Here is a 12352-nt window from a genome sequence, read left to right as displayed (position 1 = left end):
AAAAGCTTAAAGGCAGCTCTTGGATGTCGTCCGGTACCTCTCTCTTTTGGTTTCGCGCATTTAGTGAACTGGGGTTGTACCCGGTTGGGCTTACTCTGGAGAAGTCACATGAGGCTCCCCGCCTACGCCGTACGACAATGTTTATTAATCTCTTATAGCCCTTTGTCGGCCAGCTGCTCCTGCATGGGCGCCAGAATCTTGCGGTCGACGTAGAACGTGCCGAAGGGAACGATGCAGGCCAGCAGTACTTTCCAAGTGGTGGCAAACCGCCATTGGTATTCTACGCCCACCCACAGGGTATTGAGCACGAAGAGCACAAACAACAGGCCATGCACCGACCCCAGCACCCGAACCAGGCCGGGCTGACCGTAAAAATGCTTCAGCGGGACGGCCAGACCCAGCAGCAGCAGTAAGGAAATGCCTTCGAAGAGGCCCAGCAGGCGGAGACGGCCAATGGGAGATTTTAACATGTGTAGTGGTTTAGAAACGGAACAAAGGACGGCTGGCGAAGGGCGAAAACGGCCAGGGAATAGCCAATAGAATCAGCAGCAGCGCTACGGTGAACCACGTGGCCATCGTGCGAAACTTCTCCGGACTGCTCGCCCGGCGCTTGGCCAGGGCCGAGCCGATGGTGAGCACCACAATGGCGGCCGTCATCACGGCCACGTGTTGCAGCGCAAAGAAAAGGGTGGTCGGCGCGTGCTCCGCGTCGCGTAAATGAAACGAGCGCACCAGCGGGCTCACCACGTAGAGCCCGTAGCCTAACACTAGCTGGACCTGCGCCAACGTAGCCACTGTGTGTCGCAGCGTGTTATCAAGTGGCGTGAACGCCTGCTGCCCCAGCCAGCCCCGATAGGCGCGGCTGAGGCCCAGTAGCAGCCCCACCAGCACCACCCACCGGAACAGCGAGTGGAGCGTCAGCAACGTCAGATACATCGAAACTAAGAGGTAGGGTTAGCGGGCTATGAAGTGCTGGCGAATAGGCTCGCGAAACAGTGAAACCATGGCAATAAAAATGCCGGCCACTTGTACTGCGGCAAAGGCATCGGACGCGTTAAAACCAGTTGGATGGTAGGTAATCATGGGGAGTAAACTAAGTTGCCGGTGCAAAGGTCCGGTCCCTTTCAAACTCCGCGCTAGCACGCACCAAGCCAAAATTAGGACAATTCTATCCCTTTGCGAAACCCCAGCGGCGTGACCCCGGCGTGCTTCTTAAACAGCCGGCTGAAGTACGATGCATCGGCCACGCCCACGGCCAGCGCGATATCGCCGACCGACCACTTGCTTTGAAATAGCAGCACCTTGGCTTCCAGAACAATGCTTTCCTCAATCCACCGCGCCGGCGACTTGCCCGTGACGCTTCGTACGCACTTGCTCAGGTGGTTGGGCGTGATGTGCAGCTGGTCGGCGTAGTCGCTCACCCGGTGCGTGGTGGCTAGCGAAGTGGCTACTAGTTGCTTGAAGCGGTTGGTGAGGGCGACGGCCGTCGTGAGCGGGGCGGGGGCGCTGGCCACATAAGCCCGGTTCAGTTCGTGCAGCAAGGCCAGCAGGTACGCCCGAACCAGGTCGAGGTACCGCAGCTGATGGGTACCGTATTCGGCCAGCAGCCGACGCAGCAGTTGCTCGGCAAACTGGCCCGTCTCGGCATCCAGCTGAATGACAGGCTGGCCCCAGAAACGCAGAAAATCGAACGGCGCCGCCTCGTTATTCCCGGTGGAACCTAGTAGTACGTCGTCGCGGAAATGGCACAAGAAACCGGTATTTACATCGCCGGGTTGGAAAGAATAGACTTGCCCCGCCCGCACGAGCAGCGCCTCGTGGGGCCCAATGGTGTAGGATTCGGTGCCAATATTCATGCGGGCGGTGCCCGTGGTGAGGTACAGGCAGGTGTGGCCTGTAGCCCGGGCCGGGGGCAGGGCTTGGCGGAAGAGCGGATACATTTGCTCCACCGGCACGATGAAAAACTGCGCCGCCTCAGCCACTAGCAGCTGTTGCAAGCCGGCCGGCTCCGGAAGAAACTTCCGTAGGTAGCCCTCCGTGCTGTAAGTGGGAATAGCCGTCGAATTCACTGTTATTGTGATACTGTAAACCTCCGGGTGAACCTCACGAGACCAGCCCCTCTCCCAAGGAGAGGGGAGCCAAGCGTCAGTTATAAAATGAAGAGTTAGCAGTTGGGGCTAAGGGTGAGAAGAATATCTGTTTTTACATCTCACTCCCAACCCAATCGTCAGGCTCCCCTCTCCACGGGAGAGGGGCTCGCCTCGTAGGGGTCTCGTGAGGTTCACCCGGAGGCATTGCTACCCTCTAACCCCCCGCAGGCGCAGCGAGTTGCTGAGCACCGACACCGAGCTGAGCGCCATGGCACCCGCCGCCAGCATCGGCGAAAGTAGTATCCCGAAGAATGGGTATAGCACTCCCGCCGCGATGGGAATCCCCAGCGTGTTATAGATGAAGGCGAAAAACAGGTTCTGCCGGATGGTGCGCATGGTCTGCCGCGAGAGGGCAATGGCCGTCACCACGCCTTGCAAATCGGAGCGCATGAGGGTGATGCCGGCGGCTTCCATCGCCACGTCGGTACCGGTGCCCATGGCCAGGCCGATGTCGGCCTGGGCCAGCGCCGGCGCGTCGTTGATGCCATCGCCCACCATGGCCACCACGCGACCCTCGGCTTGTAGTTCCTTTACCTTGCCGGCCTTGTCTTGGGGCAGCACTTCGGAGAAATAGCGGCTGATACCCACCTGCCGGGCTACCTGCGCGGCCGTCTGGGGGTTGTCGCCGGTCATCATCACCACTTCCAGCCCGAGGGCCTGCAAGCGCCGGATGGCCGCCTCCGAGGTCGGGCGCACCGTATCGGCTACGCCGATTAAGGCCACTGCCTGGCCGGCTACGGCCACGTAGAGCACGGTCTTGGCCTGAGCAAGCAGCTGTTCGTTTTGGGTGGCCAGCTCCGGCGCGAGCCCGATGCCGGCGTCGGTCAGCAGGCGGCGGTTGCCAACCAGCACCGCGTGGCCCGCCACCGTGGCGACCGCGCCTTTGCCTTCCACGGCCCGAAAGCCGTCAGCCTGCAAAGTAGGGGCGCCCTCTGCTTCGGCATAGCGCCCCACGGCGGCGGCCAGGGGGTGCTCCGACTGCCGCTCTACGGCGGCCACCAACGGCAGCACCACCTTGGCCTCCTGGCCGGGGGCGAGTACGAAATCCGTGACCATGGGCTCGCCCTTAGTGATGGTGCCCGTTTTATCCAGCAGTACGGTATCGACCTGATAGGCCTTTTCCAGCGCCTCGGCGTTGCGAATCAGCACGCCGTACTCGGCCCCCTTGCCCGTGCCAACCATGATGGCCGTGGGCGTGGCCAGCCCCAGTGCGCACGGGCAGGCAATGATGAGCACGGCCACGAAGTTGACCAGGGCCAGCGGCAGCCGCGTTTCGGCCGGCCCCAGGAGGAACCATAGCCCAAACGTGAGAACGGCAATTAGTACCACGGCCGGCACAAAAACGGCGCTGACTTTATCGGCCAGGCGCTGAATGGGAGCGCGGCTGCCCTGGGCGTCTTCCACCAGCTTCACAATCTGAGCGAGCATGGTATCGGCTCCTACCTTGGTCACGCGGAAGCGGAAGGAGCCGGTCTTGTTGAGCGTGGCGCCGAAAACCGGGTCGCCGGCCTTCTTTTCCACCGGCAGGCTTTCGCCGGTCAGCATGGCCTCATCCACGGCCGAGTGGCCTTCCTGGATAAGGCCGTCGGTCGCCACCTTTTCGCCGGGGCGCACCACCACGATGTCGCCCAGCTGCACCTGCTCGATGGCAATAGCTACCTCCAGCCCGTCGGGGCGCACCACCCGGGCGGTTTTCGGCTGCAAGCCCATCAGGGCCCGGATAGCGGCCGAAGTCCGGGTTTTAGCCCGCGCCTCCAGCACCTTGCCCAGCAAAATCAGGACAATGATGGTAGCCGTGGTGTCGTAGTACACCTCGGGCATGAGTCCCTGGCGGGTGAAGAAACCGGGAGCCAGGGTCGCGGCCAGACTGTAGAGGAAGGCCGCGCCGGTGCCCACGGCAATCAGCGTATCCATGGTGGCGGTGCCGTGGCGGAAGCTGTTCCAGGCCGAGACATAAAACTCGCGGCCACTGTAGAACATCACGGGCAGGGTAAGCACCAGCAGGCTGACGTTCAGCCATTGCATATTAATGTACTGCATCAGTGCCGGCCAGAGCATCAGCATGCTCAGCGGCATGATGACGGCGGCCAGCCCCGCCGCCACCCAGAAGCGGCGCTGCAAGTGCTGGTAGGCGGTGGCTTTCTGCTGGTCAATTTCCGCGCTGCGGTCGGCCGCGCTGGTGTCGGGGGCCCGCTCGGCCACGCCGTAGCCGGCGTTTAGGACGGCTGCTTTGAGGGCGGCGGGCGTGGCCTGGTCGGGCAAATACTCAACCGTGGCCTTTTCAGTGGCATAGTTGACCACGGCCCGCTGCACGCCGGGCGTGCGGGCCAGCGACTTTTCAACGAAAGAAGCGCACGACGCACAGGTCATGCCCTGAATGTCGAGGGTGGTTGTTTCGGGAGTAGGAGACATGGTGAAATCAGTTCAGATGGGCAGCAAATGGCCTTTTCGCGAGAAGCAGCAAGGCCTTTATACCACTCTGCAAAGGAACGATAGCCCGCCGCTGGGGATGGTACAGAATCCCAAACAATACATGCAGGATTTAGGACCGAACAGCTAGTGGGGAAATGACGGTCCTGCCGAGCATTGTGCGCCTCAAGCGGAGCCGAAGCAACTCATTTGCGCCGCCTGATGCGGGGGAACCTCACCCCCGACCCCTCTCCAAAAGAGAGGGGAGCCAGTTATGCTTTGAGTTAAGAGTTAAAAGTGAAGAGTTGAGAGTTGAAATTCAGTTGAGCATTCACTCTTAACTCTCAACTCTTCACTCTTAACTATCATTTGGAGAGGGGTCGAGGGTGAGGTCCCCCGCGTCAGGCGGCGCGAGCGAGCTGAAGCGCGACCTTTGCACCCCGCGCTATCCTGCACCTTCTAATACTTGTTCCTGAATTAGAAAAAGCAGAATGCTCAGCAAGGCACTTTTGGGGAACAAGGTTTCTCTTTATTTATAATAGTAACAGGCCCGCATGGAGTTGCTCACGGTATCAGGCATCAGCTTAGATGAAAACGGAATCCGAGTTTTACGGCCCATTAGCTTCACCCAGCGGCAGGGCCAAAAGCTGGCGCTGGCCGGCGAGTCGGGCACCGGTAAGAGCACCTTGCTCCAAGTGGTGGCCGGCCTCGTTCAGCCCACTACCGGCGAAGTGCGGGTGCAGGGTAGCCGCGTGCGGGGCCCCGCCGAAACGCTGGTGCCGGGGCATCCGGGCGTGGCGTACTTGTCGCAAAAGTCTGACCTGCCGCACTCGCTGCGGGTCGAGCAGGTGCTGCGCTACGCCAACAAGCGCCCCGCCGCCGAAGCCCAGGCCCTCTACGAGCTGTGCCGCATCGACCACCTGGCCGAGCGCCGCACCGACCAGCTCTCCGGCGGCGAGCAGCAGCGGGTGGCGCTGGCACGGCTGCTCCTCGGCGCGCCTCAACTGCTGCTGCTCGATGAGCCGTTTTCCAACCTCGACCGCGTGCACAAGCGCACCCTCCAGGGCATCATCGAGGAACTGGGCGCGCGGCTGGGCATCACCTGCCTGCTGGTATCGCACGATGCCGCCGATACCCTGCCGTGGGCCGATGAAATCCTGGTGCTGCACCAGGGCCGCATCATGCAGCAAGGCCCGCCCACGCAGATTTACCAGCAACCGGTAGACGAGTACACCGCCGCTCTTTTTGGCGACTATAACCTGGTGCGGGGGGCCGACCGCCGTGCCCTGGTGCCCACCCCCAAGCGTCCGGCCGCTGGCACGCAGCTGCTGGTGCGACCCGAGCAGTTCCGCCTGGGGCCGTCCGCCCGCGGTGGCTTGGCCGGCACCGTGAAGGCGGTCCGGTACTTCGGCAGCTACTACGAGCTTGAAATCAAGCTGCCGGAAACCACCATCCGCGTGAGGACCGACGCCGCGGCCCTCACGCCGGGCGATACGGTGCACGTTTCCGTCGCCGCTGGCGGCGCCTGGACGCTGCCGGCAGCTGGTGAGACAGCGGTAGCAAGTCAGAAAATAAAAAATAGCTCGCTACCACATGGGTAGCGAGTCAAGAAATAAATAACAACTCGTTACCGTGCAGGTAGCAAGTCAGAAAATAAAAAATAACTCGCTACCGCTTGAGTAGCGAGCCAGGAAAAAAAAGATGGCTTGCTACCCGGTCATACCTCAGTGTCTTTACAGCACACCATCACGTTTTGGACCAAATTCTGGAGGGCTAGCGGGCGCGCATGTAGCGGAACGCGGCACGAGTCCCCCCTTGCATGGCGACGGCAAGCTGGATGTTGAGGTGTGCCATTCCCTCCAAGTAGCGGGCATTGACCAAGGCGCCCGCATCCACAGGGTCGAAGCCAAGCGCTTGTGCTAGTTGGCTGACCGTTTCTTTCGCCGCGGGGTCGTCGCCGCACAGAAAAGCGGTGGGGGGGTGGGCGAAGCCACGGTCGAGTAATGCCGGCGTCATCACGTCGGCAAAAACGGTGTTGAATGCTTTGACCACCCGGGTGTGCGGCAGCCACCGCGTCAGTTCTTCGGCAGCCGACTGGGAGGCATCCAGCGGGGCAGGCGACCAGTCGGGTTGGAGCGGGTTGGTTGCATCAATTAGTATCTTGCCCGCCAGCGGCCCGGCCAGGGGGTGAACGATGTCTTGCGCGTTGCGCCCCGACTCGCCGGCCCACGGCACGGCCAGCACGGCTACGTCGGCCCAAACAGCGGCTTCGTGGTAAGACCCGATAAAGTCGCCGGCCAGTTCGGGGGCCTTCGCCGTCGGGTTGCGGGAGCCAAAGCCAACGGAATAGGCCAGGGGGGCTAGCAGGTGTCCAAGGCGCTGGCCAACAGCGCCTGTGCCTAAGATGGCGATTTTCATGGTTGGGTTGTTTAAAGGATGAAGTGTTACAAAACTTGCAGACAATGGCCCCTAACGCAAGGTGCTTACGAAATTGTAAGCAGGTAACCACATTGTAATAGCTGCTGGATATGAGAAAGTTAACATCCACAAATTATCACAACGAACAGCAGCTCTTGACCGACTGTCCGTTCAACTTCACCCTCTCGCTTCTGGCGGGTCGCTGGAAACCCGCCATCCTGTGGAAGATTGCCAACGGTTATGGACGCTTTTCAGGGCTACGCAAGGCGATTCCACTGGTCAGCGGAAAAGTTTTGGCGGAGGAGTTGGACGAACTGGAGCGGACGGGCTTACTGGCGCGAACCGTGTTTGCTGAAATGCCGCTGCGGGTCGAGTACACGCTCACGGCACTCGGAGCCAGCTTAGTGCCCGTGCTGGAGCAGTTGAAGGAGTGGGCGGACCGGCACCGCTAGCGTTAGGGAACGCCGGTGGCGGGGCAGCATAATGCGGCGCGGCCACCACGCGTGCTGGTGGAAGGCGCGGAAAGGTCATCATCACTGGATGGTGGGCAGGCCAGTCGAGGTAGCTCAAGTGTCATTCCCGAAGAACTGCTGGCAAGCCACTGGATTTGAAAAACATATCTAGCTAGGCCGCAAATACGGGTTACAAAGTCTGTATCTCTTTTGGGGTCTAGTGGCGTCAGCGTCTGGCGGCGTCAGTCGAATGGCCAGCGGCTTGTTCGAGTAGCAGAACACACGTTACTCGCGCGTCCTTTCCGATAGTCCCTATGCGTAATTGCTGGCAAACTTCGTCTAACGTTTGTACCAACCTTTTAACCAAGGCCGGTATTGTACGTGGGCCACACCACGCACTCCGTCACCACCGCCGCATGATGATGCTTGCTTAACGTGCCTTTAGCTTGTTGCCCTCGGAGCAACAATTGCCCCTGCTGTGGCTGAAGGCCAAGTTTCTGGCTGCGCTCCAACGGGGTTCTGGGTCCGCAGGTCGAAGTGTTCTAGCTCCTCTCAGCTTGCGGAGACCCGAAAGTCAGTCGGCCGGAGCTGGTGAAAATCATCCGTTATCAAATCGGCCAGCGCCAAGTCTTGCTGGCCGGACTGCTGCGACTGGTAGCCGATGCACCGCATGCCCGCCGCCTTAGCAGCGCGCACTCCGTTGGTACTATCCTCGACCACCGTGAAGAGGGCGGGCGGCTGGCCGTAGCGCTGGGCCACTTCCAGAAAAATGTCGGGGGCGGGCTTGCCTTCGCGCACGTCGTCGCTGCTTACTATGTGGTCGAAATAGGGGTAGAAACCCAGCTTGTCGAGAAAAAGCTGAATCAAGGCCCGGGGCGAGGAGGACGCGACTGACAGCCGAAAGCCGGCAGTGCGCAAGACGTCCAGCAACCGATCGACGCCTGGTATGCAGGTTACCGTTTGCTCCTGCAAGGCGGTGAGTTTGAGCTGCCGCTCCAGGGCCAGCAGCTCGCTTACCGGCTGGCTCAGGGCGAAGTGCGCTTGCAAGGTCTGCCACATGGTACGCGGGGCCATTCCCACCAAACTCTCGTGCAGATGCGGCGGGACCACCAGGCCCAACTGCGCAAAAAGGCGTTGCTCAAGCTCGAAGTGCAGTGGCTCACTGTCGACGAGCACCCCGTCCATATCAAAAATGACAAACTGTTCCATGCCAGACTATAAATTAAGAAGCTATGCCAGACCAACCGAATAGGGCCGGTGCCCAACGAGACAAAAGTATCGGGCTTCGTATTCGGCCGCAATGCCTGCAACAGCAATGCCTGTATCTGTATCGGCAAAATGCGCCCGATGTCTGCCACAGGCCCTATCTTGGGGCGGTGCTCTACCAGGAGTACGAGTCCTACGATGTACCTACCCGCCGATGCCTTACACGTCGCTCGGCCGCAGGTAAAACAACTGCTCGATATGCTCGCGGCATTGTTCGACCTACGGACGGCCTTGGAGGCGGAAGTTTTCTCCTGGTTGTTTAGGAACCCCCTAATTTCGTAGTCCGCACTACGGCCGGCTTGTGCAGACACGCTTGGGAAACTGCTATAAAAGGTTTACCCGTAGCCGCGCCTGATTTACTAACGGCTGCAAGTCGTCGCTTCCCGCTCTTCTAAATTGCCAGGCTTTCCATTTATGCGTTTTCGAGCCAGGGGGTGGCGGCACGAGGCCCTAGTAGTGGCAATTATTGCCGGTGTCTACGCCATCTATCTGCTCACTTCGGACTACCAAAACCTCTATTACGACGCCGAAGACTACTGGCAGCTGGGCCACCGCTTCTATCAAGACGGCCATTTCAGCCTGCTGGCTTACGACGATGCCCTGCGCGGCTACGCCTATCCGCTGGTGAATTTCTGGTGCCTGGCGCTGCGCAAAGCCCTCGATTTGCGGGCGGTAACGGTGGTGAAGCTGCTCAATGCTGCCATGGCCGGGGCGCTGTTTGGGGTGGTAGGGCCGCGCCTGTGGCAGGCCAGCACCGGCCAGCCAATGTTGCCATCGGTGCCCCGTCGGCTGCTGTGGGCGGGGTTGGGTTTTGTGTTTTGGCGCGACTATTTCAACTTTTCACTGTCTGATTTTCCGGCGTTGTTTGCCCTGGGTTTGGCGCTGTGGCAGGCGCAGCGGCGCAGCCTCGGGGCTGCGCTCGTGGCAGGTCTAGCCCTGGCCCTGGCCATCAACGTGCGCCCCATCTACCAGGTGGCCGTGCCCGCGGTAGTGGGGCTGTTGTGGCACGGCCCGCCGCGCCCGGCCTGGCCCACGCGGCTGGCCGGGCTGGCCCTGGGCGCCGCGCTGGTCCTCACGCCGCAGTGGCTCATCAACCGGCGGCATTTCGGGGCCAACACGCCGTTGGTGCTTTCGCAGTCGAAGGAGCTGCGCATCAGCAACCTCTACCTCCAAAAGCTGAAGTGGGGCCTCCTGCACGAGAAGTACGAGTCGTCGGTGGGGCGGGAACTGCCCACGGGCCAGCTGCTATTTATGAACGCCGCCGGGGCGGCCATCTTACGGCAGGAAGGCCTCACCGATTTCCGCTCGCTGGGGCAATATCTGAAGGTGGCCGCCGGCCATCCCGGCGCGGTAGTCGGCGCCTACGCCCGCCACTTATTCGCGGGGCTCGACATCAGCCATCCCACGCCTTATTTGCACCGCTGGGCTCCTTCGCCGCTGCGCAACGGGCTGAATTATACGCTCTGGTTTTGGGCGGGCCTGGTCGTAATAGGAGCGGGGCGGCCCACCTGGCGGCTGGCGCTGGTGCTGGCCAGCCTGCTGTTGCCCTGCCTGGCCGTGGTGCCCCTGAGCATGGAAGTGCGGTTTCTGCTGCCCCTGCATTTGCTGCTGCTGGCTTTGGTATCCTTCGGCCCATGGCCCACCTGGGCGTTGGCCACGGGCCGAAGGCTGGCAGTAGTCGGGCTGGCGTACGGGCTGTTCCTGGTGGGCTGCTTCACGTTGTCGGCGCGCATCACCCAGACGGTGGAGCCCCGGTTTCAGGCTTACCTGCTGCCTGCATCGAGTGGCAAAAAGTAGCCCCGCCAGAGTTCACCAAAGGTGGCACTGGCGGGGCTACGGGCAGTCTGGTCGAGAAGAGTCTTCCTAATATTGGCCAATCGAGAGCAGCACCAGGGTGCAGGCTTCTTCGGTTTCGATGCCTCGCTCCTGGGCCAAACGCTCCAGCTCGGGGTTTTCGGTGCCGGGGTTAAATAGGATGCGCTTGGGCTTCAGGTCCAGGATGTAGTCGTACCAGGCCGGCTGATTCTGCGGTCCCACGTAGAGCGTCACCGTGTCGATGTCGTTTTCCTGGGGGCGGTCGGTATGAATGGCCATGCCCGCCACTTCGCCTTTGCGAATGCCCACGGGCACTACTTCGTGGCCGTGGTTTTTGAGCATGTGCGCGGCCCGGAAGGAGTAGCGGGCCGGGTTATCAGAAGCACCGAGAACGAGGGTCTTTTTCATGGGTATGGCTTATTCTGTAATTGAAAGGCAGTCCAGAGACTAACAGCAAGGACCACCAAAGTGATACGGCAAAGCCGCTGCCGCATCTGATTACCCGGCTTCGTTTCCAGCAATCCGGTCAAGCGCAGCGGTACAAAGCGCACATTTTTATTGCGTTGCTGTAATAGTCTCGCTGTCTCACTATACTAAAGTCGCACGCCTAGTATTTGATATAACTGCCGCTGTCCTTCTCCTGTGAACACCACGAGGCGGGAGTTAGCCGTGCGGCGTACCCAGTCTAGTGCTACCAGTCGGGTCAGCATCGCCGCGCCTAACGCCCCGCCCAGGTGATGCCGTCGCTCACTCCAATCGAGGCAGGGGCGGGCAAAAGCGCGCCGGCTGCGCTGCTGCATCATCTTCGCGTCAATGCCTAAATCTGTAAACCAAGCCGTCCCAGCGTTTGTAACAGTAAATTCCTTAGCGGTGGTGAGTGTCAGAAGTTCTCGTTGGCACAATGCCTGCGTGATGGCCACTGCGACATGGCCAGCCAGGTGGTCGTAGCAGCTGCGGGCATAGCGGCTGCCGCTGGTAGGCGCCGGCTGCTGTTTTGTGGGAACCAAGCTAGCTAAGGCTTCCAGGGCATCGGCTACCTCGGGCCGGGCGAAGCGGTAGTAGCGGTGGCGGCCCTGGCTTTCCACGGCCAGCAGCTCCGCCGCCACCAGCTTGCCTAGATGCCCGCTAGCGGCCTGGGGAGAGGCATTGGCGTGGCAAGCCAACTCGCCAGCCGTCAATGCCCGGCCGTCCAGCAGCTGTAGCAGCATCCGCGCCCGCGTCGGCTCACCAATCAGGGCAGTCAGGGTAGTGAATTCCGTATCGACATCCATAGTTCACCTGTGGTTTAAATGTGGCGCGACAAAACTACTCACCTTTGCTGCACACGTTAAATTCAGGTCACTCATGAATTCTGTTGCCTTACTGTTGCTCAATTTTGAAGAGGTCCGGCGCCGTAACCTGCTGCTGTGGACCAGCATTTCGGCGGAACAATTAACTTGGCGGCCCGACCCTGAAGCCTTTACTTGCGCCGAGATGATTCGGCACGTGCTGGAAGGCGAATACCTCTACCACCTCCTGGTGCAGCACCGCGGCCGCTTGCCCGAAGCACCTTCGCCTTTTCAGCAGCGCGCCTGGACCAGCTTGGCCGACGAATTGGCTTTTGCCGCGCCCTATCGGCGCGAGTTCCTGCGAATGGTAAGCGAATTCTCCGAACAACAGCTAGAAACCATCACAATCGAGCGGCCGGAACGAAACCAGCGCCGCAAGCTGGGCGACTACTTGCTGCGCATTGCCTACCACGAGGCCGTGCACACAGGCCAGCTCCTGGGGTATTTACGCCAAATGGATGCGTCACGCCCAGCTATTTGGGATTGAATGGAAACAGCGGTTCTGTCCTTCGAA

Annotated in this window: 13 protein-coding genes; 4 read left to right on the top strand and 9 right to left on the bottom strand. The window is 60.7% G+C overall.

Annotated elements, in window-relative coordinates; translation table 11 throughout:
* Window positions 1–152: 152 nt before the first annotated feature.
* The 5 genes from WX88_RS01785 to WX88_RS01770 form a co-directional block, all read right to left on the bottom strand.
* Window positions 153–470, bottom strand: coding sequence for a DUF3817 domain-containing protein (locus tag WX88_RS01785; protein WP_046242567.1), 318 nt, complete (start codon window positions 468–470; stop codon window positions 153–155).
* Window positions 471–480: 10 nt separating this feature from the next.
* Window positions 481–936, bottom strand: a complete 456-nt coding sequence (locus WX88_RS01780) for a hypothetical protein (protein ID WP_046242566.1) — start codon at window positions 934–936, stop codon at window positions 481–483.
* Window positions 937–954: 18 nt separating this feature from the next.
* The gene (locus WX88_RS31720; RefSeq protein WP_262489800.1) at window positions 955–1083 is read right to left on the bottom strand and encodes a hypothetical protein; all 129 of its coding nucleotides are present in this window, start codon (window positions 1081–1083) and stop codon (window positions 955–957) included.
* 74 nt (window positions 1084–1157) lie between these two features.
* Window positions 1158–2069, bottom strand: coding sequence for a helix-turn-helix domain-containing protein (locus WX88_RS01775; protein ID WP_052732241.1), 912 nt, complete (start codon window positions 2067–2069; stop codon window positions 1158–1160).
* 228 nt (window positions 2070–2297) lie between these two features.
* Entirely contained in the window at window positions 2298–4562 is a 2265-nt protein-coding gene (locus WX88_RS01770; RefSeq protein ID WP_046242564.1) for a heavy metal translocating P-type ATPase, read from the bottom strand.
* A 551-nt stretch (window positions 4563–5113) separates the two neighbouring features.
* Here WX88_RS01770 and WX88_RS01765 point away from each other — a divergent pair.
* Window positions 5114–6160: an ABC transporter ATP-binding protein gene (locus WX88_RS01765; protein ID WP_072052918.1), complete on the top strand. Its 1047-nt coding sequence runs from the start codon at window positions 5114–5116 to the stop codon at window positions 6158–6160.
* A gap of 172 nt (window positions 6161–6332) precedes the next feature.
* Here WX88_RS01765 and WX88_RS01760 read toward each other — a convergent pair whose 3' ends face one another.
* Window positions 6333–6977: an NADPH-dependent F420 reductase gene (locus WX88_RS01760; protein ID WP_046242563.1), complete on the bottom strand. Its 645-nt coding sequence runs from the start codon at window positions 6975–6977 to the stop codon at window positions 6333–6335.
* Window positions 6978–7087: 110 nt separating this feature from the next.
* On the opposite strand from WX88_RS01760, the gene WX88_RS01755 reads away from it, so the two are divergent.
* Entirely contained in the window at window positions 7088–7429 is a 342-nt protein-coding gene (locus WX88_RS01755; RefSeq protein ID WP_046242562.1) for a winged helix-turn-helix transcriptional regulator, read from the top strand.
* 552 nt (window positions 7430–7981) lie between these two features.
* Here WX88_RS01755 and WX88_RS01750 read toward each other — a convergent pair.
* Window positions 7982–8638, bottom strand: coding sequence for an HAD family hydrolase (locus WX88_RS01750; protein ID WP_046242561.1), 657 nt, complete (start codon window positions 8636–8638; stop codon window positions 7982–7984).
* Window positions 8639–9109: 471 nt separating this feature from the next.
* Between WX88_RS01750 and WX88_RS01745 the strand changes: the two genes are divergently transcribed.
* Window positions 9110–10492, top strand: coding sequence for a hypothetical protein (locus WX88_RS01745; protein WP_046242560.1), 1383 nt, complete (start codon window positions 9110–9112; stop codon window positions 10490–10492).
* 66 nt (window positions 10493–10558) lie between these two features.
* Here WX88_RS01745 and WX88_RS01740 read toward each other — a convergent pair whose 3' ends face one another.
* Together WX88_RS01740 and WX88_RS01735 are read right to left on the bottom strand one after the other, a co-directional pair.
* Window positions 10559–10918, bottom strand: a complete 360-nt coding sequence (locus tag WX88_RS01740) for a CoA-binding protein (protein ID WP_046242559.1) — start codon at window positions 10916–10918, stop codon at window positions 10559–10561.
* A 185-nt stretch (window positions 10919–11103) separates the two neighbouring features.
* Window positions 11104–11781: an ArsR/SmtB family transcription factor gene (locus tag WX88_RS01735; protein ID WP_046242558.1), complete on the bottom strand. Its 678-nt coding sequence runs from the start codon at window positions 11779–11781 to the stop codon at window positions 11104–11106.
* A gap of 73 nt (window positions 11782–11854) precedes the next feature.
* On the opposite strand from WX88_RS01735, the gene WX88_RS01730 reads away from it, so the two are divergent.
* Entirely contained in the window at window positions 11855–12325 is a 471-nt protein-coding gene (locus tag WX88_RS01730) for a DinB family protein (RefSeq protein ID WP_046242557.1), read from the top strand.
* Window positions 12326–12352: the final 27 nt, after the last annotated feature.

Source organism: Hymenobacter terrenus (assembly GCF_000972495.1).
GTDB lineage: Bacteria > Bacteroidota > Bacteroidia > Cytophagales > Hymenobacteraceae > Hymenobacter > Hymenobacter terrenus.
The sequence above is the reverse complement of the archived record's forward strand: the minus strand, read 5'-3'. Positions and strand labels throughout refer to the sequence as shown.